Consider the following 23510-nt stretch of genomic DNA (forward strand, 5'->3'; position numbering starts at 1 on the left):
CCAGACCCAGTGCGGCTCAACCCGAGGCCGCCGGTTCCCCCTCCGGACCGCTCAGACCCCCGCCCCCGCTCAAATCCCCGGCGGCACAACCCCCAACTCCCGCTCCACGTCGCCGCTGTCGAGGCGCAGTCGCAACGTGTTGCGGCGGTGGGCCTGTGACAGCGCGGCGTGCAGGGGGGAAGGCGGGACCGCGAGGACCGGGCAGGTGGCGTGGGCGAGGCAGTGCCGGCTCACCGAGGGCCACAGGGCGCGGCGCAGCCGGCCGCGGCCGCCGGTGCCGATCACGAGGAGGTCGGTGTCGCGCCCGGCGAGCCGCACCAGCGCGGGCCCGGGGGCGCCTCGGGCGACGAGCGCACCGCCGGGCAGCCCGGTCGACGCGTCGCCGAACACGGCGCGCAGCGCGTCGAGGAGCCGTTCCCGGGCCAGCCGTTCCCACTGCGGGACCAGCGTGGCCGAGGCGGGGAAGCGGCGCGCGGCGAGATCCCCCTCGGGCGGCTCCCAGGCCGTCACCGGCCACAGCTCCGCCCCGCGCAGCCGGGCCTCGACGGCGGCCCGCCCGAGCGCCGCGAGGCTGCCCGGCGAGCCGCTGACCCCCATCAGCACACGCGCCGCCGTCGACTCCTGGTACTCGGACATCGCTGCCACCTTCTGCGGTTCTCGGGGATCCCCTCCATCACACCCGCGTTCCAGGCCCCGGAACAGGGCGTACGCCCTTTCTTGGCGCTCCGCTGACGCCCCCTTCGCGGCCCGCCGGGCAGGACATCAGCAACCCGTCAAAGCCGTCCCGATCCCCGTCAGTGTCACGTCAACAAGGGTCCGGCAACCGGGTGGCACGGGCATACCGTCGACAGCGAACCCCGGACCGCCTCCCCGCGTCCGGGGTCTCCCAGACTCCACGCTCCCTGCCTCACGGGAGGCACCTCATGACAGAACTCCGCCACGGCGACGACCCCGAGCCCCCCGAACCCTTCCCGGCCGGATCCCTGTACGTCCCGGTCCGGCCGGGACCCTCCGGGTACGCGGTACGGCTCTTCCGTACCCCGCTCGGCGAGCGCACCGCCGTCGGCTTCACCTCCGTACGCCGGCTCACCGCCACCCTCGGCTCCGGCCACGCCTTCATCCGCCTCGCGCGGGCCGAACTGCGCACCCTGACCGCACCGCTCGGCATCACCGCCCTCACGGTGGACCCGCAGTTCACCGCCCCCGCGCCCGCTCCGGTGCCCCGGCCCGCACCGGCCGCCGCCCGCGCCCCGCGGACCGCCCGGATCGCCTGAGCCCGGCCTTTTGAGCCCGGTCTCATCGAGACGACGCACCGCCCGAGGACGCAACGCCCGACGCCGGAACGCCCGAAAGAGGAACGCCGAGATGACCACGGTCCACGAACTGCCCACGACCACCGACGCGTTGTCGGTCTGGCCCGCCTCCACCACCGAACCCCGCGCGGGCGACCTCGCGGTGGGCGGCGTACCGCTCGCCGAGGTGGCCGAACGCTTCGGCACCCCCGGCTACGTCCTGGACGAGGCCGAGGTGCGCGACCGCTGCCGTACCTACCGCGATGCCTTCCCCGACGCCGAAGTCCTGTACGCCGCCAAGGCGTTCCTGTGCCGGGCCATGGCCCGCTGGATGGAGGAGGAGGGCCTCGGGCTCGACGTCTGCTCCGCCGGTGAACTCGAACTCGCCGTCACCACCGGCTTCCCGCCCGAGCGGATCGTGCTGCACGGCAACGCCAAGACCCCCCGCGACCTGGAGGCCGCGCTGCGCCTGGGCGTCGGGCGCGTCGTCATCGACAGCCCCTCGGAGATCGCCCGCTTGGCCGCCGCCGTCGGGCCCGACGGCCGGCAGAAGGTGATGGTGCGCGTCGTCCCCGGCATCAGTGCGGGCGGCCACGACAAGATCCGCACCGGCACCGAGGACCAGAAGTTCGGCCTCTCCATCCGCGACGGCTACGCCCTGCACGCCCTCACCCGCATCCTCGACCAGCCCAACCTCGAACTCACCGGCCTGCACTGCCACTTGGGCTCCCAGATCACCGGCGTCAAGCCGTATCTGACCGCGGTGCGCCGGATGGTCGGACTGATGGCCCGGCTGTTCGGGCAGTACGGCGTGGTGCTGCCCGAACTGGACCTCGGCGGCGGCCACGGCATCGCCTACCGGCCCGGCGAGGAGGCCCTGGACCTCACCTCGCTGGCCCGCAAGGTGCGCGCCGAACTCGCCGACGCCTGCGCCTCGGCCGGGCTGCCGGTGCCCCGCCTGATCATCGAACCGGGCCGGGCGATCGCGGGCCCCGCCGGAATCGCGCTCTACCGGGTGCTGTCGGTCAAACACACCGGCGAACACGTCTTCGTGGCCGTGGACGGCGGCATGAGCGACAACCCGCGCCCCGCCCTGTACGGCGTGCGGTACGCGCCCCGGCTGATCGGCCGGCACAGCGCCGCCGACCCGGTCCGCACGACCGTCGTGGGCCGGCACTGCGAGGCGGGCGATGTGCTCGCCGCCGACGCCGAACTGCCCTCCGACATCCGCCCCGGCGACCTCCTCGCCGTACCCGTCGCCGGTGCCTACCACCTCTCCATGGCCTCCGGCTACAACCTGGTCGGCCGCCCGCCCGTGGTCGCCGTACGCGACGGCCGCGCCCGGCTGCTGGTCCGCCGGGAGTCCCTGGAGGACATCCGCCGCCGCGACGTGGGCCTGTGAACCACGGCGGTCCCCGCCGGAGCGCTCCGGCGGGGACCGCCGTGCCCCGCCGTGCGGGCCATGTCTGCCCCGTATATGGTCATCCTGTGGCCAATATGAACGAAGATATCAACCTCACCAAGCGGCTGCTGGAGCAGTTCCTGGTGGTCGCCGAGGAGGAGCACTTCGGCCGCGCCGCCGAACGTCTGCACATGAGCCAGCCGCCGCTGAGCCAGTCGATCCAGCGGCTGGAACGGGGCCTCGGGGTGCGGCTGTTCGAGCGGGGGGCCGGTGGGGTCTCCCTCACCCCGGCGGGCGAGGTGTTCGCCGTGGACGCGCGGCGGCTGCTGGACGCCCAGTCCGCCGTGATCGAGCGGGTACGACGGGTCGCGAGCGGCCTGGAGGGCGATGTCCGGGTCGGCTACGTGACCGTCCTCAGCCACCACTACCTGCCCGCGCTGCTGCGCGCCGCCGCCGAGGAACTGCCGGGCCTGCGCGTCCATCTGCACCAGGACACCCCCGCCGGAGTCGCCGAGATGGTCCGCTCCGGCGCCCTGGACCTCGGGTTCCTGCGCGACCCCTCGAATCTGTCCGCCGAGATCGTCAGCGAGGCGTTCGCGGTGGAGCGCATCGCCGCCGCGCTGCCCCACGACCACCGGCTGGCCGGCGCCGACGCCATCGACCTGGCCGATCTGCGCGACGAGGACTTCGTGCTGCCCGCCCCCGGCGCCCTTCCCGCCCTGGCCCAGCAGGTCCGACTCGCCTGCCATGACGCCGGGTTCATCCCGCGCGCCCGCGCCGAGGCCGACGACCTCACGGGCCTGTACAGCTACGTCGCCTCCGGCCTGTGCGTCAGCCTGCTCCCGGACCGGCTGCGCGACTTCCCCGTCCCGGGCCTCGCCTTCGTCCCGCTGCGCGACGAATCGCCCCTGCTGGAAACCGTCGTGGTCGCGATCCGCCGCCCCACCGCCGACGCCACGGTGCTGCGCCTGCTGAACCTGATCACCCGCCACGTCACCGACTAGGCCGAAGCACGAGGAATGACTCAGGAGGACATCGGCTCGATCTCTCCCGCGAAGACGATGACCTGGTCGATGAGGCTCCGCCGCAGATGGACGACGTCCGTTCCCGCCAGCCGGGGGCCGCCGTCGGGCGTGGTGAAGACCCACTGGTACCGGGCCCATTCGTCGGGCATGTCCACCGCCGAGCAGCGCACCATCGTGCCGGTCCCCGCCGGGTGGTGCCGGATGTCCAGCACGAACCGCTCGACCGCCGCGATCCCTTCGCTGCGACCCAACGGCCCCCAGAAGACCACGTCCGAGGTCAGGGCCTGGGAGAGAAGGGCGGTCACATAGCTGTCGTCCGAGGCGTTGAACGCGGAGATGAATGTGTCGATCGCGGAGCGTGCGGTCTCTTCCTGCATGCCCCAGTAATACCAGCCGTTTCGTGTGCGTTCGACCCACGAGCCGCCTCCCGGTCACGGTGCACCGGGCCGCCCGGCGCCCTCAGGGCCCGGTCGCCAGGACCGCGTCGCCCAGCCAGTGCACGGCGAGCAGCGCGGCGCGGACATTGAAGTCGTCCGCGAGGTCGCGCTCGCCGTGGGGGAGCAGGGCCGTGGCCCGGTGCACGCGGTACTGGACGGAGTTGCGGTGCAGGCTCATCGCCCGGGCCGTGGCCGCGTGGCCCCGGTGGCGGTCGAGGAAGACCCGCAGGGTGTCGCGCAGTACGGCCTCGCGGGCACCGGCCGCCGCCAGGGCGCCCAGGGTGCTCGCCACGAAGTCGCGGACGGCGGGCAGGTCCCCGGCCATGAGGGCGACGGGTGCCGCCTGGTCGTAGTGCACCCACAGCGGGGCCGCGGCGGCGCCGGAACCGAGCCGCGTGCCCAGGATCTCCCTGATCCGTGCGGCCTGCCGCGCGGACGTCCGGAAGCCGCCCAGACCGGCCCCCGGACGACCGAAGGCGGCGTGCAGCGGACTGCCCTCCGGGGCACTGAGGTACGCAGGCACCGAAGCCGAACTCGAAGGGGAAGCACACGCGTTGGGCGGTTCCGGCAGCGCCAGCCACAGCCGTGCCTCGTACTCGTCGGTCGGCACCACCAGCGCGGCCCGGGCCCGCAGCACCGACACCGCATGGGCGCGTACGTCGTCCACCGCGGCCACGAGGTCGAAGGAGGTCATCCGGGCGGCCGGCCACAGCGTGCAGGCGAGGTGCACCGCGTCCAGCGGATACCGCAACGCCCGTTCGGCGGCGGCCCGGTCGACCGGACCCCCGCCGAGCAGATCGGTCACCCACTGCTGGCGCACCCCGCTGCGGCTGGCCACCCACCGGTCGCGCTCCCGCTCATAGGTGCGGCCGACCTGCTCACAGATCAGGTCGATGAACTGGCCCGACAGCCGCACCAGTTCGACACAGACCGGCACCCGGTCCGCGGCCGGCAGATCGTCGAGCAGGGCGAAGGTGTGGTCGAGGAAGCGCTGATGGCCGATGCGGTAGGCGCGGATGAGCGCGGACTGGGGCACATCGCGCTGGGCGAGGACCCGGGCGTAGGTCAGCGCGGCCGTCGGCGCCTCCAGCTGATCCGGATCGATGCCCTGCCGCAGGAAGTTGATCGCGGCCACCACGTTCTCCGTGATGCTCGCCTCCAGCAGGGAGCGCGCGGCGGCCTCCTGGTCGAGCGCGCCGATCTGCGCGCGAATGTCCTGGACCAGCCCCTCGACCAGGGCCTCCTGGGACTCCCTGACCCGGTCGCCGACCTGACGTACCAACGCCCGCTGTGCCTCCATGGCCGCACCCTACGGGGTGGCCGGATCCCGGCGTTCGTGCGCGCGGCACGAAAGCCGCCGCCCGCCTTGTGCCCCGCGGCCGTGGCCGCCCGGTGCCGAAACGCTCTACGGTCACGTCCAATTGCCCGTCACCCGAACCAGAGGTGCCTTCCCGCATGAACCTGAGCCGCCTGCCCGCTGTGCGCCGCGAACAAGCCCCGAACGCGCCGGCCCTCACCGACGACACCCACGGCACCCTGTCGAACGCCGGCTTCGCCGACCTGGTCGACCGCTACGCCCGCCATCTCGCCCACCGCGGGGTGCGCCCCGGCGACATCGTGGCGGTCAAGCTCACCAACCGCGTCGAGCTGGTCGCGACCCTCTTCGCCGCCTGGCGCCTCGGCGCCGCGCTCACCCCGGTCAACCCCGCGCTGACCGCGACCGAGACCGCGTACCAGCTCGACGACTGCCGCGCCCGGGTCGTCGTGACGGAGGAGGCACCGGACGGGCTCCCCGCCGCCACGACCCCGCTCACCCTGCCCGAACTGGCAGCTCCGGCACCTGACTTCGCCCCATTGCCCATACCGCCCGCCGACGGCGACGCCCTCGCGCTCGTCATCTACACCAGCGGAACCACCGGCCGTCCCAAGGGCGTCGAGCTCCTGCACCGCAACATCGACGCCATGACCGAGGCGATGATCGAGACGATGCGGCTCACCCCGGCCGATCACAGCCTGCTGATCCTGCCGCTGTTCCATGTCAACGGCATCGTCGTGAGCGTGCTGTCCCCGCTGCGGGCCGGGGGACGGGCCACCCTCGTCGGCCGCTTCAGCGCCAAGGGCTTCTTCGGGGCCCTGGAGCGGGCCCGCCCCACCTTCTTCTCCGGCGTCCCGGCGATCTACGCGATGCTGGCCGACCTGCCGCCCGAGGTACGGCCGGACACCTCCTCGCTCCGCTTCGCCGTCTGCGGCGCCGCCCCCATGCCGCCGGGGCTCATCGCCGCGGTGGAGCAGCGGTTCGGGTTCCGGCTCGTCGAGGGGTACGGCCTGTCGGAGGCGACCTGCGCCTCGACGTCCAACCCGCTGGACGGCCCCCGCAAGCCCGGCACGGTCGGGCTCCCACTGCCCGGGCAGACCGTCTCCATCGTGGACGAGCGGGGCCGGACCGTCACCGACGGCGGCATCGGCGAGGTCGTCGTCGCCGGGCCCACCGTGATGCGCGGCTACCTCGGCCGCCCGCAGGAGACCGCGAAGGCGCTGCGCGGCGGACGGCTGCACACCGGTGACCTCGGGCGGCTGGACGAGGACGGCTATCTCGTCCTGGTCGACCGGGTCAAGGACATGATCATCCGGGGCGGCGAGAACGTCTATCCCAAGGAGATCGAGACCGTGCTGCACGGGCATCCCGCCGTTCGCGAGGCCGCCGTCGTGGGCCGTCCCGATCCCGTCCTCGGCGAAGTCCCGCTCGCCTTCGTCGTGTTGCGCGACGGCTCCGGCGAACTCCCGTCGGACATGGCCGCGTTCGCCGCCGAGCGCCTCGCGCCGTACAAGTGTCCCGTGGAGATCCTCGTGCTGCCCGAACTCCCGAGGAACCCCGTCGGCAAGACCGACAAGCCCGCGCTGCGCCGCAGGGCACTCACCCCCGCCGGCTGAGCCACCACCCCTCCGAGACACCAGGGTGTGATCCTCATGGGCTTCATGAACCCCCGGCTCCCGTCCGTCGACGCCGAGTCCTACCTCGCGCTGCCGCGCCCCGAGCGCCTGAAGGTGCTCACCCGGCACTGGGTCGAGTACGGCTTCGGCACGCCGTACGCCGTGTACCTGTTCTACGTCGTCAAGTGTCTGCTGTACGTGGGCGGTTCGGCGTATGTGATCTCTCTGACGCCCGGCCTCGGGGGATTTGCCGACATCGCGTCCTGGTGGTCGGAGCCGATCGTCTACCAGAAGCTGATCGTCTTCACCCTGCTGTGGGAGGTGGTGGGCCTCGGCTGCGGCTCCGGCCCGCTGACCTCCCGCTTCAACCCGCCCATCGGGTCGGTGCTGTACTGGCTGCGCCCCGGCACGATCCGGCTGCCCCCGTGGCCGGAGCGGGTGCCGCTCACCCGGGGCAGCCGTCGTACCGCACTCGACGTCGCCCTGTACGCCGTCGTCCTGCTGTCGTCCTGCTGGCTGCTGAGCCGCCCCGGAACCGGCCCCCACGGCCCCGCCGGACTGCTCGACGCCCGCGCCGCGCTGCCGCTCATCGCCGCCCTCGCGCTGCTGGGCCTGCGGGACAAGACCGTCTTCCTCGCCGCGCGCGGCGAGCAGTACGGGCTGTCGCTGCTGCTGTTCTTCTTCCCCTACCAGGACCAGTTCATCGGCTACGAGCTGGTCATGCTGGCCCTGTGGTGGGGCGCGGCCACCTCCAAGCTCAACCACCACTTCCCGTTCGTGGTCGCCACGATGATGAGCAACGCCCCGCTGATCCCGGGCCGCCGCGTGAAACGGCTGTTCTTCCGCGACCACCCGCACGACCTGCGCCCCTCGAAGCTGCCGTTCTACCTCGCCCACATCGGCACCCTGACCGAGTACGCCGTCCCGCTGTACCTGGTCTTCCTCGGCCACGGCGGCTTCTGGACCTGGGCGGCCCTCGGCTATATGGCCGTCTTCCACCTCCACATCCTCTCCACCGTGCCGATGGGCGTGCCGCTGGAGTGGAACATCTTCTTCGTCTTCTCGCTCTGCTACCTCTTCGGCGCCCACGCCGACGTCAGCGTCCGGCAGCTGCACTCGCCCTGGCTGCTCGTGGTGGTCCTGCCGAGCCTCCTGCTGCTGCCCGCGCTCGGCAACGTACGGCCCGACCTGGTGTCGTTCCTGCCCGCCATGCGCTACTACGCGGGCAACTGGGCCACCAGCGCCTGGCTGTTCACCGGGGACGCCCTGGACCGCCTGGAGGCCGGGCTGAGCACCGCGTGCCGACTGCCCACCGGGCAGCTGGCGGCCCTCTACGACGAGGAGACCGCCCTGCTGCTCTCCCAGAAGATGCACGGCTGGCGCTCCCTGCACTCCCACGGCCGCGCCCACAACGGCCTGATCGACCGCGTCACCTGGGGCGAGCCGGACACCACGGTGGTGGACGGCGAACTGATCGCCGGCTTCGCCCTCGGCTGGAACTTCGGCGAGGGCCACCTCCACGACGACCAGCTGCTCGCCGCCGTCCAGGAACGCTGCGCCTTCGCACCCGGCGAGGTGCGCGTGATCTGCCTGGAGGGCCAGCCCATCCACCGGGGGACCCAGGCGTACGAGGTGCACGACGCGGCGCTCGGCCTCCTGGAGAGCGGCCATGTCAGAGTGCGGGACATGCTGACCCGCCAGCCCTGGCCCACCGACGGCCCCGACTATCCCGTGTACGACGTGCGACGCGTCCACCCGCCGCACCCGGCCGCCCAGGACACCACCGCATGAGCACCGCCCTCGTCGTCGGCGGCGGGCCCAACGGGCTCACCGCCGCCGCCCTCCTCGCGCGCGCCGGACTCGACGTCACCCTCCTGGAGGCCGCCGACGAGATCGGCGGCGGCACCCGCACCGAGGAGGCCATCCTGCCCGGACTGCTGCACGACCACTGCTCGGCCGTCCACCCCATGGCCGTCACCTCACCCGCGCACCGGGCCCTCGACCTGGCCCGGCACGGACTGCGCTGGCGGCTGCCCGAGATCGACTGCGCGCACCCCCTGGACGACGGCACCGCGGGCGTCCTGCTGCGCTCCGTCGAGGACACCGCCCGCCTGCTCGGCCCCGACGGCCCCCGCTACCGCCGGCTCCTCGCGCCCTCGGTACGGCACTGGGACGCCCTCGGCGACGATGTGCTGCGCCCCCTGCTGCGCGTCCCCGGCCACCCCCTGCTGCTCGCCCGGTTCGGGCTGCCCACCACGCTCCCGCCCACCCTCCTCGCCCGGCTGTTCGCGACCGAGCGGGCCCGGGCGCTGTGGGCGGGCGTCGCGGCGCACTCCTTCCGGCCGCTGGACCGTCCGCTCGGCTCGGCGATCGGCCTCGGCATCCTCGTCGCCGGGCACGCCGCCGGATGGGCCGTCGCCGAGGGCGGCTCGGGGGCCATCGCCCGGAGCCTCGCCGACGCGCTGCGCGCCCACGGCGGCCGGATCCACACCGGCGTCCGCGTCACCCACCACTCCCAGCTGCCGCCCGCCGACGTCACCCTCCTCGCCCTCGACCCCGCCCAGATCGCCCGCGTCTACGCCGACCGGCTGCCCACCCGGGTCCGCGACGCCTACCTGCGCTTTTGCCGGGGCCCCGGCGCCTTCAAGGTCGACCTCGCGGTGGCGGGCGGCGTGCCCTGGACGAACGCGGACGCCCGCCGGGCCGGCACCGTCCACCTCGGCGGCACCCTCGCCGAGATCGCCCGCGCGGAAAGGGACGTGAACCGGGGGCGGATGCCGGAGCGCCCCTTCGTCCTGGTCGGCCAGCAGTACCTGGCCGACCCCGGCCGCTCCGCGGGCGACGTCCACCCGGTCTGGGCCTACGCGCATGTCCCGTACGGCTACGACGGCGACGCCACCGAAGCCGTACTCGCCCAGCTCGAACGCTTCGCCCCCGGCACCCGGGACCGCGTCCTCGGCCTGCGCACCACCACACCCGCCCGATTCGCCGCCGACAACGCCAACTTCGCGGGCGGCGACATCCTCACCGGCGCCAAGACCGCGCCCCAGCTGGTCCTCGGCCCCCGCCCCGCCCTCGACCCCTACTCCACCGGCCTGCCCGGCGTCTTCTGCTGCTCCGCCGCCACCCCACCGGGCCCCGGCGCGCACGGCATGTGCGGGGCGGGAGCGGCCGCATCGGCCCTGCGCCATCTGGGAGTTCGGCAGAATGCGGACGGGGAGCGAAGCCCTCGGTAGCCTGGCGGCCGGTCGGGCGACCGACCGGAACCGGCCCACACTCGCGCGAGGTGAGACGTGCACTTCACCACCCGGCCCACCCTGCAAGGCACCTTCGGCATGGCCTCCGCCACCCACTGGCTGGCCGCCCAGTCCGCGATGGCCGTGCTGGAGGACGGCGGCAACGCCTTCGACGCGGCCGTGGCGGGCGCCTTCGTCCTGCATGTCGTGGAGCCGCATCTGAACGGCCCGGCCGGGGAGGTGCCGATCCTGCTCGCCCCGGCCGGCGGCGCGGTCCGGGTGCTGTGCGGACAGGGCGTGGCCCCGGCCGCCGCCGGCGCCGCGCGCTACCGGGACCTCGGCCTGGACCTCGTCCCCGGCACCGGCCCCCTCGCCGCCGCCGTGCCCGGCGCCTTCGACGCCTGGCTGCTGCTCCTGCGCGACCACGGCACCAAATCCCTCGACGACGTACTGAAATACGCCATCGGCTACGCGGAGCACGGCCACCCGCCGGTGGAGAACATCGGCGCGACCGTCGACGGCGTACGGGCGCTGTTCGAGACGGAGTGGACGTCCTCGGCACAGCTGTATCTGCCGGGCGGCCGCCCGCCCCGCCCCGGGGTGCCGCTGCGCAACCCCGCCCTCGCCGCCACCTGGCGGCGGCTGCTCGCCGAGACCGCGCGGGCCGGTAACCGGGAGGCCCGCATCGACGCGGCCCGGGAGGTGTGGCGCGGCGGCTTCATCGCCGAGGCCCTGCTGCGGCAGTCCCGGCGCCCCACCCTGGACACCAGCGGCGAACGGCACACCGGCCTGCTCGACGCGGCCGACCTCGCCAACTGGTCCGCGACGTACGAGGATCCGGTGTCCTACGACTGGAACGGCTGGACCGTGTGCAAGGCGGGACCCTGGAGCCAGGGCCCCGCCTTCCTCCAGCAACTCGCCCTGCTGCCACCGGAACTGCCCGAGTACGGCAGCGCCGACTACGTCCATCTCCTCGTCGAGGGCTGCAAGTTGGCCATGGCCGACCGGGAGGCCTGGTACGGCGACGCCGCCGAGGTGCCGCTCGCCGAGCTGCTGTCGGACGAGTACAACGCCGGGCGGCGCGCGCTGATCGGGAGCGAGGCGTCGTACGAACTGCGCCCCGGCGCCCCCGGCGGCCGCACCCCCCGGCTGCCCGACCTCGCCCGCACCTCCGCGCCGCTCACGGAGGAGGGGTTCGACCCGATGGGTGTGGGGGAGCCGACACTCGCGCGGCTGTCCGGCGACGGGAGCACCCGGGGCGACACCTGCCACCTGGACGTGGTCGACCGCTGGGGCAACATGATCGCGGCCACGCCCAGCGGCGGCTGGCTCCAGTCCAACCCCGTCGTGCCCGAGCTGGGCTTCCCGCTCGGCACTCGGCTCCAGATGGCCTGGCTGGAGGAGGGCCTGCCGAACACCCTCACCCCCGGCCGCCGCCCCCGCACCACCCTCACCCCCTCGCTCGCGCTGCGCGACGGCGTCCCGGTCATGGCGTTCGGCACGCCCGGCGGCGATCAGCAGGACCAGTGGCAGCCGCACTTCTTCCTCGCCGTCGCCCTGCGCGCCCCGGTCCGCGGCGGCCTCGACCTCCAGGGCGCCGTCGACGCCCCGAACTGGCACAACGACGCCTTCCCCAGCTCCTTCTACCCGCGCGGCCACCGCCCCGGCGCGCTGACCGTCGAGTCCCGGACGCCGGACGCGGTGGTGGCCGGGCTGCGCCGCCGCGGCCATGACCTCACCCTCGGCCCCGCCTGGTCCGAGGGCCGGCTGTGCGCGGTCGCCCGCGACCCGGAGACGGGCATTCTGTCGGCGGCGGCGAACCCGCGGGGGATGCAGGGGTACGCGGTGGGGCGCTGACCATGCGGCTCAGCCAGGTCCCGCGGCCGCCCGCTTGCCGCCCGGCCCCCCGCTGTCGGTGCCCCGGCATATCCTGACCCCGAGTGGCCATCGGCTGACGAAGGGGTCCGAAGGTGCCGTCGATGCTCGATGCGGTCGTGGTGGGTGCGGGTCCGAACGGACTGACCGCCGCGGTGGAACTGGCCCGGCGGGGCTTCTCCGTGGCCCTGTTCGAGGCGTGCTCCACCGTGGGCGGCGGCGCCCGCACCGAGGAGCTGACGCTGCCCGGCTTCCGGCACGACCCGTGCTCGGCCGCCCACCCCCTGGGCATCAACTCGCCCGCCTTCCGCGCCCTGCCCCTGGAGCGCTACGGCCTCGAATGGCTGCACGCCCAGCTGCCCATGGCCCACCCCTTCCCCGACGGCACCGCGGCCGTGCTCTCCCGCTCGGTCGCCGAGACCGCCGCCTCCTTCGGACCGCGCGACGCGGGCCCGTACCGACGACTGGTCGAGCCGCTGCTCGCCCACTGGGACACGCTCGTAGGGGACTTCATGTCCCTGCCGCTGACCGCGCTGCCCCGCGACCCCCGCACCCTGGCCCGCTTCGGACTGGCCGGGCTGCCGCCGTCCACCTGGCTGCTGCGCCGCTTCAAGGACGAGCGGGTCAAGACCCTGTTCGCCGGGCTGGTCGCCCATGTGATGGCCCCGCTGGACGGGCTCGCCACCGGTGCCATCGGCCTGGTCTTCGCGCTCGCCGCGCACGCCCGCGGCTGGCCGGTGGCCCGCGGCGGCTCCCAGGCCATCTCGGACGCGCTGGCCGCCTACCTCCTCGACCTCGGTGGCGCCGTACACACCGACTACCAGGTCAAACGCCTGGACGACCTGCCGCCCGCGCGCGCCTACGTCTTCGACACCTCGCCCGCCGCCCTCGCCCGCATCGCCGGTTTCGGCGCCCACTACGACCGCTACCGCTACGGCCCCAGCGTCTTCAAGATCGACTACGCGCTGGACGGGCCGGTGCCCTGGACCGCCCCCGAGGCCCGCGTCGCCGGCACCGTCCAGATCGGCGCGAGCCGGGCCGAGATCGACACCGCCCTGCGGGCCGCCTCCCGGGAGGGCCGCGCCCCCGAGAAGCCCTTCATGATCACCGTGCAGCCCAGCGTGGCCGACCCCGGCCGCGCCCCCGCCGGAAAACACGTCTTCTGGGCGTACGGCCATGTGCCCAACGGCTGGTCAGGCGATCTCACCGACGCCATGGAGCGCCAACTGGAGCGCTTCGCCCCCGGCTTCCGCGACCGCGTCCTCGCTCGCGCCGTCGCCGGTCCCGCCGAGATGGCCGCCCGCAACGCCAACTACGTGGGCGGCGACATCGCCTGCGGCGCCGCCTCCGGGCTCCAGCTGCTGCTGCGGCCCCGGCCGACCCTGTTCCCGTACCACACCCCCCACCCGGCCGTCTTCCTCTGCTCCTCGGCCACCCCGCCGGGACCGGGCGTCCACGGCATGTCCGGACACAACGCGGCGAAGGCCGTCTGGCGAAGGCTGCGGCAGACATGACCTCCGGCGGAGAGTGAGGCAGACATGACCGGCATCCTGCTCGTCCAGGGCGACATCACCCACCAGAGCGCCGACGCGATCGTCAACGCGGCCAACTCCTCACTGCTCGGCGGGGGCGGCGTCGACGGCGCCATCCACCGCCGCGGCGGCCCCGAGATCCTCGCCGAGTGCCGCGCCCTGCGCGCCGCGCGCTACGGCCGGGGACTGCCGACCGGACAGGCCGTCGCGACCACCGCGGGACGGCTCGACGCCCGCTGGGTGATCCATACCGTCGGACCGGTTTTCAGCGAGGACGAGGACCGCTCCGAGCTGCTCGCCTCCTGCTACCGCGCGTCCCTGGGCATCGCCGACGCGCTCGGCGCCCGCACCCTGGCGTTTCCGGCCATCTCCACCGGCGTCTACCGCTGGCCCATGGCCGACGCCGCCCGGATCGCCCTGGAGACCGTCCGCTCCGTGGAGACGGCCGTCGAGGAGATCCGCTTCGTGCTCTTCGACACCCCCGCGTACGAGGTGTTCGCCCGTCAGATCGGTTGATCCGACGGCTCCTTCGCGCCCTCCTGACGCCGCTCTGACACCCCCTTGACACCGCCCGCGAGCAACTGCCGGACCGCTATCCGGAATTGTCGGAGCAGCAGCGCGTAACCACCGCAACCCGGGCGGTGAGCAGGGTTGTTGACCTGCCTCGGTGTGGCAAAGGTTCCCCTAAGCGGGTGATAGCATCCCCGCGTCTGTGACCTTGGTCCCCTCGGCTCAGGCACCGCAGAAAACGGTTTCGGTCCGGTCCTCCGCGTGACCTGCCCGACCCGTTCGCGACCGGTTGTCCCACACCGGTGGTGCGGTGCACTTCCGCCAACGGCCGCAGGCTAACCGCCAGGAAAGGTTTCCATGATTCGAGACGCACTTGTCTGGTGCCTGGTTGTCGTGGCGGCGCTCGGCGTCGCCGCGACCGTGGTCCTCAGTCGTCGCGCCAAGGCCATCGCGGCGAACAAGGACAGGTCCGAAGCCGCACTGACCCAGCGACTGAGCGAGGCCGACGGCCGGCTCGCCACTTTACGAGCAGAGCTCCACCAGCACCGGACCGACCACGCCAAGACCATCCAGGAAGCCGAGGAGGCGGCGGAGGACAGCACCAAGGCCGTGCTCAAGGGCTCCGCGCGCTTCCTGCAGAGCCTCGCCGCCGAACAGCTGGCGCTGCTGGAGGAGATCCAGCGCAAGTACGGCGGCCACTCCGTCCTCGGCGACCTCCTCGAGGTCGGCCACGCCAACGCGCAGATGGCCCGCAAGGCGCAGGGCATCGCCGTGATGTGCGGCGCCCCGCTGGGCCGCCGCAGCCGCGCCGCCAGCGTCTACGACGTGGTGCGCAGCGCCCAGGGCCAGATCCGCAACTTCCGCCGCGTGGAGATCATGCAGCAGACCGGCTTCGCGCTGAAGGCGTCGGCGGTCTCGCCGGTCGCCCTCGCCGTCGCCGAGCTGCTCGACAATGCTGCCAGCTTCTCCCAGCAGGGCTCGCCCATCGAGGTGACGTTCCAGCGGGTGCAGAAGAACCTCTGCATCGTGATCGACGACGCGGGCGTCGGCATGAACGACGAGGAGCGGCAGAAGGCCACCGCCCTGCTCTCCGGCCAGTACCGCCCCCGGCTGTCCCAGCTGGGCAACCAGCCGAAGTTCGGCTTCCCGGTGATCGGCCTGCTGTCCCAGCAGTACGGGTTCCGGGTGGACGTGACCGGTGTCTCCCGCTACGGCGGTGTGCGTGCGGTCGTGCTGCTGCCCGAGGAGCTGTGGACCGAGGAGGAGACGGCACCGGTGAACGAGGTCCAGCCCGTTGTCGAGCAGCCCGGCGCTCCCGCCGCCCGGCCCGAGCCGGTGGCGCGCACCGCGGGCGGTCTGCCCCGGCGCGGTGCCCGCCAGGTACCCATAGCCAGCGTCCCCGACCAGGACACCGTCGGCCTGCCGCACGTCGCGGCGGGGGACGACGCCGGACGTGCGGCGGGCCGCAGCCTGGGTGCCTTCCAGCGCGGCACGCTCTCCGGCCGCAATCTCTCCGCGGCACCGTCCGAAGGGTCCGATGACACATGATCACCGACCTGTCGTGGATGCTTGAGGACATCGTGGCCAACGTGCCCAAGGCACGCCACGCCGTCCTGCTGTCCGCGGACGGCCTGCCCCGCGGGGCGACCGACGGCATGGCCCAGAAGGACGTGCGGACCATCTCCGCCGCCATGGCGGGCATGCAGTCGCTGAGCCGGGCCACGTCCCACTTCGCCGGGGACGGCCCGGACCGGCAGTGGAACCAGACCATCATCGAGTTCTCGCACGGCTGGATCTTCCTGATCGGGGCCGGACAGGGCGCCTATCTCGCGGCGGCCGCGGCACCCGATGTCGACATGCAGCAGATCTCCTTCCGCATGCACCGGCTCGTCGCCCGGCTCGGCAACAACCTCACCTCGCCGCCCCGGGTGCACGCCGACGAGGCCGGGAACCGCGACCGGCGCGCCCGCGGCGGCCGGGAGATCGGCACCGGCATCCGGATCGCCGACCTGGACGAGGTGATCGGTGAGGTGCGCGGCGCCCAGCACGCCGTACTGCTGGGCGGCGACGGCCTTCCCCGCGGCGCCACCACGGGCATGAGCCAGGACCTCGCGGACACCATCTCCGCCGCGATGACCGGCATCCACGCCTACAGCCGGGCCACCGCCCAGTTCGCCGGTGTACAGCCGGACGCGTCCTGGCGGCAGACCGTCATCGAGTTCCAGCACGGCTGGATCTTCCTGATCTCGGCCGGGCGGGGCGCCTTCCTCGCCGCCGCGGCCCAGCACGACGCCGACATCGAGGAGTTCACGACCCGGCTGCACCGGGTGGTGCCCAGACTCGGCGCCTATCTGTCCCCGCAGGGGGAGGCGAGCCGCGCGTGAGTGACGAGCCCGAAGAGGATCTGGAACTCACCTCCGCATTAGTCCCGTTCTTCGTGATCACGAACGGGCGATCCCTGCCCCCGGAACACGCCTACGGGCATACGACGCTCGTGTCCGCGAGCGAGCACGCCGCCACCACGGTGCGCACGCTCACCCCGGAGGCCCGGCAGGTTCTCGACCTGGTCATGGACGGATTCCTGTCCGTGGCCGAGGTGGCCGCCCACACCCATCTGCCGCTGGGGGTCGTCCGGATCCTGCTGGCCGAGATGGAGGACGGCGGCCTGATCATCGCGCGGAAGCCGGTGCCCCGCGCGGAACGTGTCGACCGAGAAGTACTGAACGCCGTGCTCGACGGCCTCAGAGCCCGATTCGGAGCGTGATTCGTGTACCTGGATTCAGGTGTCCGTACGGCGGTGAAGGTGCTCGTGGTGGGGCACTTCGGGGTCGGCAAGACCACGTGCATCGCCAGCATCTCCGAGATCGAGCCGCTGCGGACCGAAGAAGAGATCACCGAGGCCAGCGAGGGCTTCGACGATCTGTCGGGCACCCCCGACAAGACCACCACGACGGTCGCCATGGACTTCGGCCGTCTGACCATCAACGACGAGGTGGTGCTGTACCTCTTCGGCACCCCCGGCCAGGAACGCTTCAAGGAGATGTGGGAGGAGCTGTCCCGGGGTGCCCTGGGCGCGCTCGTCCTCGTCGACCCCGAGCGGCTGTCCGAGTCGTTCCCCATCCTCGACCTGGTCGAGCGGTTCGGCCTGACCTACGCCATCGGGGTCAACCACTTCGACGGCACGCCCGGCTACCCGCTCTCTGAGGTGCGCGAGGCCCTCAACCTGTCCGCGGACACCCCCGTCGTCCCCTGCGACGTCCGCAACGAGCAGTCGTCGGCGAACGCGCTGATCACCCTCGTGCACCACCTTCTCTCCCTCATCGACTAGGAGCCCCCCGCTCATGCAGCAGCGACCCGGCATAGAGCCGCCCCCCGGCTGCCCCGCACACGGGAACATCCCGCTCTACGGCCCCCGGTTCGGCTCCGACCCGGACGGCCACTACGCCCATCTGCGCAGCCTCGGCCCGAGCGCGCCGGTGGACATCGCGCCCGGCGTCGAGGTCGAGCTGATCACCAGCTACGACGCCGCGCTCTACATCCTCCAGAACCCGGCCTCCTTCGTCCGCGACTCGCGGCGCTGGAACGCGCTGAACGAGGGCCGCGTGCCCGAGGACAGCCCCGCCCTGCCGATGCTGGCGTACCGGCCCAACGCGCTGTTCAGTGACGGCGCGGCGCACGCCCGGCTGCGGCAGGCCGTCACCGACTCGCTGGCCAGCGTCAACGAGCTCCAGCTGGTGCGCCAGACGCAGGCCTCGGCCGACTACCTGATCAGCCGCTTCAGCTCGGAGCGCCTGGGCCAGGCCGAGCTGATGGCGGAGTACGCCCAGCCGCTGCCGCTGCTCGTCTTCAGCGACCTGTTCGGCTGCCCGCCCGAGATCGGCGACCGCGTCATCGCGGGTATCACCGGCATCTTCTCCGGCAGCGCCGGCGCCGACCAGCTGCTGGCCGAGGCGCTGAACGAGCTGATCGCCCTCAAGCGCCGCAATCCCGGCGACGACCTGACGACGCGTCTGATGCAGCACTCGGCGCAGCTGTCCGACGAGGAGATGCTGCACCAGCTCGTCACCCTGCTCTCCGGTGGCACCAGCCCGCTCTCCGCCACCATCGGCACCGCGAGCGCGCTGATCCTCGGCGAGGAGTGGCAGTCGGGTCTGCCGGTCGAGGACGCCGTCACCCAGGTCCTGTGGAACTACGCGCCCATCGCCAACTACGCGGCCCACTACCCCACGCACGACGTGGAGCTGGGCGGCCGGGTCGTCAAGGCGAACGACCCGGTGCTGATCTCCTTCGCGGCGGCCAACACCGACCCCCGGCTCGCCGAGCACCGCGAACAGCTCAGCGCCAAGGCCCACTTGGCCTTCGGCGCGGGCCCGCACGCCTGCCCCGCCAAGGACCCGGCGTTCGTGATCGCGGTGACCGCCGTGGAGACCCTGCTCAACCGGCTCCCGGACATCGAGGTCCGGATGCCGTTCAAGGACCTCGGCTGGGTCCCGGCACCGTGGAGCCGCTCCCTGGTGGCGCTGCCGGTGCGCTTCACCCCGCGCATCGTGGTGCCGACGGCGGCGCAGAAGGCGGACTCCCCGGCGGCGGCCTCCGCGGGTCACGTCACGGCCACGCCCCGGCCGGCGATGGGCGGCGCCGCCAAGCCCAAGTCGGGCCTGTTCAGCCGCTTCCTGGCGTGGACGCGAGGGGAGTGACGAAGACAACGCGCGGCTCGCATAGTCATCTTGTATATGCGTCAGATGCGGAGGGTATGCATGCGGGCTGATGTCTAGATCAGAAAGGGTCATTGTGGAAACCATCGCCACTCAGCCCACCGACAGACGCTTCGCCGTATCGCTCTTCTCCCGGCTGCGCACGCCCAAGGGGCAGGCCAACCCGTTTCCGATCTACGCGGAACTGCGTTCCAGGGGTGCGGTCGCCACCGCACCCTGGGGCGGTCACCTGGTGACCGGATTTGATGCCTGCGACCAGGTCGTGCGCAGCAGAGACTGGCTGGAGCCGGACGCCCGCTGGCGAGAACAGCAGGGCGACGGCACCCGCTGGATGGCGCCCTCCTCCCGGGAGATGAGCCGCACACTGCCCGCTCTCAACCCCCCTGAGCACTCCTGGGTACGCCGCTCTGCCGGTATGTTCGACCGCAACTCGCTTGACGAGATGCGCGGGATAATAGAGCGGTTCACCACCAAGCTGCTCGACAACCTCGCCGAGCGGCTGCATGACGGCGAGGCCGACCTGAACAACCTGGTCGCCGAGGAACTGCCGGTCGCCGTCATAGGACACTGGCTGGGCCTGCCCACCGCCGACCACCCCCGGCTGCGCGAGCTCACCCACGACCAGGTGTTCACCCAGGAACTGCTGCCCTCCGCGAGCCAGTTGGCACTGTCGGACGCGGCCACCGCCGAACTGCGCGGCTATTTCACCGACCTGGTCCGCGAGCGGCGCGCCCGCCCGGGCGACGACCCGGTCTCCCGCTGGATCACCCTGTGGGACGGCATGGAGAGCGACCGCGACAAGGCCGACGAGGCCGTCTACTTCCTCGCCCTGTTCGTGCTCCTGGCCGCCCTGGAGACCACGACCACGCTGCTGTCCACCACCACCCTGCTGCTCCTCGAACACCCCCGCCAGTGGGACCGGCTCCCCGTCCAGCCCGAACTGGTGCCGGCCGCCGTCGAGGAGTCGCTGCGTTACGACCCGCCCACCCATGTCATCAGCCGCGTCTCCTCGCGCGACTGCGAACTGGGCGGTGTGGAGATCCGCAAGGACGAGATGGTCCACCTGCTGATCGGCGCGGCCCACCGCGACCCGGCCAAACACGAGGACCCAGAACTGTTCAACATGCACCGCAAGCCGGCCCATCTCGCCTTCAGCGGCGGCATCCACTACTGCCTCGGCGCGCCCCTGGCCCGCCTGGAGGCCCAGACTCTCCTCCACCAGCTGGTCACGCGCTTCCCCCAGCTCACCCTGGTCCGCCGCCCGACCTGGGCGCCGCGCGTGGCCTTCAGACGACTGCTGAACCTGGACGTCACCCTCGCATGACCGACATATCCGCGACGGCCGGACCTGCCGACCTCCACCGCCCCTTCGCCACCACCGCGATCCAGGCGGACCTCGACGGACCAGTGCTGCGGGTCCGGCTCGGCGCCACACCGAAGGACAACACCTTCACGGTCGCCCTGCTCGACGACCTCCTCGCCGTCCTGCACGCTCTCCACGACCGGCCGGACATCCGCGTCCTGCTGCTGACCGGGGCGGGCGACGACTTCAACCTGGGCGCCGAGCGCACCGAGTTCCAGACGGCCCTGGCACACGACCCCACCGGCACCGCCCTGCGCCGCATGAACGACAAGGCGCTGCGCGTGTGCGAGGCCCTGGAGAACACCCACGCCATCACCATCGCCCGGCTGCACGGCCGGGTCATCGGCGCGGGACTCGCCCTCGCCTCCTACTGCGATCTGCGCGCGGGCGCCGACGACTGCCGCTTCCGCATGCCCGAGGTCGCCCTCGGCCTGCCCCCGGCCTGGGGCGGCGCCATGGGCCGGCTGATCGCCGAGGCCGGTGTCTCGCACATCCGGGAACTCATGCTCACCGGCGAGAACTTCGACGCGGCCGCGGCCCAGCGGCTCGGCCTGCTGCACAAGGTCGCCCCCCGGGACGGTCTGGACGCGGCGGTCGACTCCTGGATCAGGCCGCTGCTGCGCCGCGCGCCCGAGGCGCTCGTCCTCACCAAGCGCATGCTGAACGGCTACGCGCGAGCCGCCCGCACCGCCGAGGTGGGCCTGCTCGATGCCCATCTGCTCAGCGCGCACCTGGGCCTGGCCCAGGCCGGCCGACCGGCCCCACCCCCCGCCCCGGTCCCTTCCTGACCGGTCCGGCCCCGTCCCCGCCATGACGGGGCCGTCACTCCACCGCGGCGGCCGGCGGGTCACCGCAGGGCCCGGGAACGGCGCGCAGGAGGCCGCGTGGCATCATCGGCCGGGGCCGGGACCCCCGGCCTGCAGCCACCGCAGCGCCCGAGCCGCAAGGAGCCCGATGAATCCCGCCGTCACCGTTCCCGCCGCGGTGGGCACCGCCCTGCTGGACGACTTCTCGCTGGAGATGACCGGCAAGGACGTGCCCGCGCTGGAGGAGGCGCGGGGCAGCATTCCGCAGGGCACCCGGATCAACGTCACCTTCCTCGCCGGGGAGGACCACGCCACCCGGCTCGCCGCCGCCCGCGCGGTCCGGGAGTTCGGCTTCGTGCCCGTGCCGCACCTCTCCGCCCGCCGGCTGCCCTCGGCCGCCGCCCTGGAGGAGTTCCTCGCGGGCCTCGCGAAGGACGGCACCGCGGACAACGTCTTCGTCGTCGGCGGCGACCCGGCCCGCCCCGAGGGGCCGTACGAGGACGCCCTCGCCGTCCTGCGCACCGGGCTGCTGGAGCGCTACGGGGTGCGCCACATCGGCATCAGCGGCTACCCCGAGGGCCACCCCGCGATATCCGGCCCCGCGCTGTGGTCGGCGCTCACCGACAAGGCGGCGGCCATCGGCGCCGGACCCTTCACCGGCGACGTGATCACCCAGTTCGGCTTCGACGCCGACCCGGTCCTCGACTGGCTGGCGGCCGTCCGCGCCCGGGGTGTCGACCTGCCCGTCCGCATCGGCGTCCCCGGCCCGGCCGGTATCCGCCGCCTCGTCGGCTACGCCACCCGCTTCGGCGTCACCACCAGCGCCTCCGTCGCCCGCAAATACGGCTTCTCGCTGACCAACCTGCTGGGCACGGCGGGCCCCGACCGCTTCCTGCACACGCTCGGCGAACGGTACGACCCCGCGCGCCACGGCGTGGTCAAGGTGCACTTCTACACGTTCGGCGGACTGCGCGGCACGGCGGAATGGGTCGGCCGCTTCCGCGAGCGGACCCGATAGCGGCCACCCCGGCCTACGTGCCGGATTTCCGCCAGCGCGCCGCTCCCACCCTGGTCATCCTGGAGTCATGGAGACAGCGACGCACTTCGACCGGGAGCATTGTGTGCGTGCCGTGCAGTCGAAGGACGCGCGGTTCGACGGATGGTTCTACACAGCCGTGCTGACCACCCGGATCTACTGCCGGCCCAGCTGCCCCGTGGTTCCGCCCAAGCCGGGGAACATGACGTTCTACCCGAGTGCGGCGGCGTGTCAGCAGGCCGGGTTCCGTGCGTGCAAGCGCTGCCGTCCGGACACGAGTCCCGGTTCCCCGGAGTGGAATCAGCGCGCTGATCTGGTGGCCCGTGCGATGCGCCTGATCACGGACGGGGTCGTGGACCGTGAGGGGGTGCCGGGTCTGGCCGCCCGGCTCGGTTACAGCACCCGCCAGGTCGAGCGGCAGCTGCTCGCCGAGCTGGGTGCGGGTCCTTTGGCGCTCGCCCGTGCTCAGCGCGCCCAGACGGCGCGGCTGCTCATCGAGACCACCGCGCTGCCGATGGCGGAGATCGCCTTCGCGGCCGGTTTCTCCTCGATCCGCGCCTTCAACGACACCGTCCGCGAGGTCTTCGCCCTCTCCCCGAGCGAGCTGCGTCGGCGGGTGCCGGCCGGGCGGGCGGCGGGCGACACCACGCCGGGCACGCTGTCCCTGCGGTTGCCGTTCCGTGCCCCGCTCAACCCGGACAACCTCTTCGGCCACCTCGCCGCCACCGCCGTACCGGGCGTGGAGGAGTGGCTCGAGGGCGCGTACCGCCGCACGCTCCGGCTGCCCTACGGGCACGGGATCGTCGCCCTGGCCCCGCGCCCGGACCACATCGCCTGCCGTCTCACGCTCAGCGATCTGCGGGATCTGGCGGTGGCGATCAGCCGCTGCCGGCGGATGCTGGACCTGGACGCGGACCCGGTCGCGGTCGACGACCGGCTGCGCACCGATCCGCTGCTGGCCCCGCTGGTCGACAAGGCTCCCGGGCGTCGGGTGCCGCGCACGGTGGACGAGGCCGAGTTCGCGGTGCGGGCCGTACTGGGGCAGCAGGTGTCCACGGCCGCCGCCCGCACCCACGCGGGCCGCCTGGTCACCGCGCACGGCACGCCCGTGGACGATCCCGAGGGCGGCCTCACTCATCTCTTCCCCTCGCCCGAGGCGTTGGCCGAGGTCGACCCGGAGACCCTGGCGATGCCCCGCACCCGGCGCACCACCTTCACCACCCTGGTGGGTCAACTCGCCGACGGTACGCTCCATTTGGGGGTGGAGTCCGACTGGGCCGGGGCCCGTGCCCGGCTGCTCGCGCTGCCCGGTTTTGGGCCCTGGACGGTCGATGTCATCGCCATGCGTGC

21 protein-coding genes are annotated in these 23510 nt (G+C 73.0%); 18 read left to right on the forward strand and 3 right to left on the reverse strand.

Annotated elements, in window-relative coordinates:
- Positions 1 to 69: 69 nt before the first annotated feature.
- Positions 70 to 636: a universal stress protein gene (locus AB0N90_RS26790; RefSeq protein ID WP_365200824.1), complete on the reverse strand. Its 567-nt coding sequence runs from the start codon at positions 634 to 636 to the stop codon at positions 70 to 72.
- Positions 637 to 923: 287 nt separating this feature from the next.
- Between AB0N90_RS26790 and AB0N90_RS26795 the strand changes: the two genes are divergently transcribed.
- From AB0N90_RS26795 to AB0N90_RS26805, 3 genes are all read left to right on the forward strand, one after another.
- Positions 924 to 1274: an SAV_915 family protein gene (locus AB0N90_RS26795; protein WP_365200827.1), complete on the forward strand. Its 351-nt coding sequence runs from the start codon at positions 924 to 926 to the stop codon at positions 1272 to 1274.
- A 91-nt stretch (positions 1275 to 1365) separates the two neighbouring features.
- Positions 1366 to 2694 carry a diaminopimelate decarboxylase gene (lysA, locus tag AB0N90_RS26800; RefSeq protein WP_365200830.1) on the forward strand — a complete coding sequence of 443 codons (1329 nt, stop codon included), beginning with the start codon at positions 1366 to 1368 and terminating at the stop codon, positions 2692 to 2694.
- A gap of 95 nt (positions 2695 to 2789) precedes the next feature.
- Entirely contained in the window at positions 2790 to 3698 is a 909-nt protein-coding gene (locus AB0N90_RS26805) for a LysR substrate-binding domain-containing protein (protein WP_365200831.1), read from the forward strand.
- Positions 3699 to 3718: 20 nt separating this feature from the next.
- Here AB0N90_RS26805 and AB0N90_RS26810 read toward each other — a convergent pair whose 3' ends face one another.
- Together AB0N90_RS26810 and AB0N90_RS26815 are read right to left on the reverse strand one after the other, a co-directional pair.
- Positions 3719 to 4096, reverse strand: a complete 378-nt coding sequence (locus AB0N90_RS26810) for a nuclear transport factor 2 family protein (RefSeq protein ID WP_361681091.1) — start codon at positions 4094 to 4096, stop codon at positions 3719 to 3721.
- An 82-nt stretch (positions 4097 to 4178) separates the two neighbouring features.
- Positions 4179 to 5456 carry a helix-turn-helix domain-containing protein gene (locus AB0N90_RS26815; RefSeq protein WP_365200834.1) on the reverse strand — a complete coding sequence of 426 codons (1278 nt, stop codon included), beginning with the start codon at positions 5454 to 5456 and terminating at the stop codon, positions 4179 to 4181.
- Positions 5457 to 5611: 155 nt separating this feature from the next.
- Here AB0N90_RS26815 and AB0N90_RS26820 point away from each other — a divergent pair, with 155 nt between their 5' ends.
- The 15 genes from AB0N90_RS26820 to AB0N90_RS26890 all read left to right on the forward strand — a co-directional run.
- Positions 5612 to 7087 carry an AMP-binding protein gene (locus AB0N90_RS26820; RefSeq protein WP_365200837.1) on the forward strand — a complete coding sequence of 492 codons (1476 nt, stop codon included), beginning with the start codon at positions 5612 to 5614 and terminating at the stop codon, positions 7085 to 7087.
- Between the two features lie 36 nt (positions 7088 to 7123).
- Positions 7124 to 8878 (forward strand): DUF3556 domain-containing protein, encoded by a 1755-nt coding sequence (locus tag AB0N90_RS26825; RefSeq protein ID WP_365200840.1) that lies wholly within the window; start codon positions 7124 to 7126, stop codon positions 8876 to 8878.
- Complete coding sequence (locus AB0N90_RS26830; RefSeq protein WP_365200842.1) at positions 8875 to 10323, forward strand: NAD(P)/FAD-dependent oxidoreductase; 1449 nt, start codon at positions 8875 to 8877, stop codon at positions 10321 to 10323. The genes AB0N90_RS26825 and AB0N90_RS26830 overlap by 4 nt, the downstream gene beginning before the upstream one ends.
- Before the next feature lie 57 nt (positions 10324 to 10380).
- Positions 10381 to 12180, forward strand: a complete 1800-nt coding sequence (locus tag AB0N90_RS26835) for a gamma-glutamyltransferase (protein ID WP_365200845.1) — start codon at positions 10381 to 10383, stop codon at positions 12178 to 12180.
- Positions 12181 to 12293: 113 nt separating this feature from the next.
- Entirely contained in the window at positions 12294 to 13712 is a 1419-nt protein-coding gene (locus AB0N90_RS26840; protein WP_365200848.1) for an NAD(P)/FAD-dependent oxidoreductase, read from the forward strand.
- A gap of 24 nt (positions 13713 to 13736) precedes the next feature.
- The gene (locus tag AB0N90_RS26845) at positions 13737 to 14246 is read left to right on the forward strand and encodes an O-acetyl-ADP-ribose deacetylase (protein ID WP_361681112.1); all 510 of its coding nucleotides are present in this window, start codon (positions 13737 to 13739) and stop codon (positions 14244 to 14246) included.
- A gap of 351 nt (positions 14247 to 14597) precedes the next feature.
- Positions 14598 to 15788, forward strand: a complete 1191-nt coding sequence (locus tag AB0N90_RS26850; protein ID WP_361681115.1) for an ATP-binding protein — start codon at positions 14598 to 14600, stop codon at positions 15786 to 15788.
- A complete protein-coding gene (locus tag AB0N90_RS26855) occupies positions 15785 to 16624 on the forward strand; it encodes a roadblock/LC7 domain-containing protein (RefSeq protein ID WP_361681118.1) in 840 nt (279 codons plus the stop codon). Before AB0N90_RS26850 ends, AB0N90_RS26855 begins: the two co-directional genes overlap by 4 nt.
- Positions 16621 to 17004 (forward strand): DUF742 domain-containing protein, encoded by a 384-nt coding sequence (locus AB0N90_RS26860; protein ID WP_361681121.1) that lies wholly within the window; start codon positions 16621 to 16623, stop codon positions 17002 to 17004. Before AB0N90_RS26855 ends, AB0N90_RS26860 begins: the two co-directional genes overlap by 4 nt.
- 3 nt (positions 17005 to 17007) lie before the next feature.
- Positions 17008 to 17568: an ATP/GTP-binding protein gene (locus tag AB0N90_RS26865; RefSeq protein ID WP_037659561.1), complete on the forward strand. Its 561-nt coding sequence runs from the start codon at positions 17008 to 17010 to the stop codon at positions 17566 to 17568.
- Between the two features lie 13 nt (positions 17569 to 17581).
- Positions 17582 to 18937: a cytochrome P450 gene (locus AB0N90_RS26870; RefSeq protein ID WP_361681125.1), complete on the forward strand. Its 1356-nt coding sequence runs from the start codon at positions 17582 to 17584 to the stop codon at positions 18935 to 18937.
- A 94-nt stretch (positions 18938 to 19031) separates the two neighbouring features.
- Entirely contained in the window at positions 19032 to 20279 is a 1248-nt protein-coding gene (locus AB0N90_RS26875) for a cytochrome P450 (RefSeq protein ID WP_365200854.1), read from the forward strand.
- Positions 20276 to 21106, forward strand: a complete 831-nt coding sequence (locus AB0N90_RS26880; RefSeq protein WP_365200856.1) for an enoyl-CoA hydratase/isomerase family protein — start codon at positions 20276 to 20278, stop codon at positions 21104 to 21106. The genes AB0N90_RS26875 and AB0N90_RS26880 overlap by 4 nt, the downstream gene beginning before the upstream one ends.
- 166 nt (positions 21107 to 21272) lie before the next feature.
- Positions 21273 to 22142 carry a methylenetetrahydrofolate reductase gene (locus AB0N90_RS26885; protein ID WP_365200859.1) on the forward strand — a complete coding sequence of 290 codons (870 nt, stop codon included), beginning with the start codon at positions 21273 to 21275 and terminating at the stop codon, positions 22140 to 22142.
- Positions 22143 to 22209: 67 nt separating this feature from the next.
- The coding region (locus tag AB0N90_RS26890) for an AlkA N-terminal domain-containing protein (RefSeq protein ID WP_365200861.1) at positions 22210 to 23510 on the forward strand (1301 nt) is incomplete at its 3' end.

Source organism: Streptomyces sp. NPDC093018 (assembly GCF_040684035.1).
GTDB classification, from domain to species: domain Bacteria; phylum Actinomycetota; class Actinomycetes; order Streptomycetales; family Streptomycetaceae; genus Streptomyces; species Streptomyces murinus.

Bases quoted from the DNA above. Each gene is read 5' to 3' on its own strand.
- AB0N90_RS26830 (WP_365200842.1), top strand. From the start codon at position 8,875: ATGAGCACCGCCCTCGTCGTCGGCGGCGGGCCCAACGGGCTCACCGCC.
- AB0N90_RS26885 (WP_365200859.1), top strand. From the start codon at position 21,273: ATGAATCCCGCCGTCACCGTTCCCGCCGCGGTGGGCACCGCCCTGCTG.
- AB0N90_RS26820 (WP_365200837.1), top strand. From the start codon at position 5,612: ATGAACCTGAGCCGCCTGCCCGCTGTGCGCCGCGAACAAGCCCCGAAC.
- AB0N90_RS26855 (WP_361681118.1), top strand. From the start codon at position 15,785: ATGATCACCGACCTGTCGTGGATGCTTGAGGACATCGTGGCCAACGTG.
- AB0N90_RS26880 (WP_365200856.1), top strand. From the start codon at position 20,276: ATGACCGACATATCCGCGACGGCCGGACCTGCCGACCTCCACCGCCCC.
- AB0N90_RS26795 (WP_365200827.1), top strand. From the start codon at position 924: ATGACAGAACTCCGCCACGGCGACGACCCCGAGCCCCCCGAACCCTTC.
- AB0N90_RS26790 (WP_365200824.1), bottom strand. From the start codon at position 636: ATGTCCGAGTACCAGGAGTCGACGGCGGCGCGTGTGCTGATGGGGGTC.
- AB0N90_RS26815 (WP_365200834.1), bottom strand. From the start codon at position 5,456: ATGGAGGCACAGCGGGCGTTGGTACGTCAGGTCGGCGACCGGGTCAGG.
- lysA (WP_365200830.1), top strand. From the start codon at position 1,366: ATGACCACGGTCCACGAACTGCCCACGACCACCGACGCGTTGTCGGTC.
- AB0N90_RS26825 (WP_365200840.1), top strand. From the start codon at position 7,124: ATGGGCTTCATGAACCCCCGGCTCCCGTCCGTCGACGCCGAGTCCTAC.
- AB0N90_RS26850 (WP_361681115.1), top strand. From the start codon at position 14,598: ATGATTCGAGACGCACTTGTCTGGTGCCTGGTTGTCGTGGCGGCGCTC.
- AB0N90_RS26810 (WP_361681091.1), bottom strand. From the start codon at position 4,096: ATGCAGGAAGAGACCGCACGCTCCGCGATCGACACATTCATCTCCGCG.
- AB0N90_RS26870 (WP_361681125.1), top strand. From the start codon at position 17,582: ATGCAGCAGCGACCCGGCATAGAGCCGCCCCCCGGCTGCCCCGCACAC.
- AB0N90_RS26805 (WP_365200831.1), top strand. From the start codon at position 2,790: ATGAACGAAGATATCAACCTCACCAAGCGGCTGCTGGAGCAGTTCCTG.
- AB0N90_RS26845 (WP_361681112.1), top strand. From the start codon at position 13,737: ATGACCGGCATCCTGCTCGTCCAGGGCGACATCACCCACCAGAGCGCC.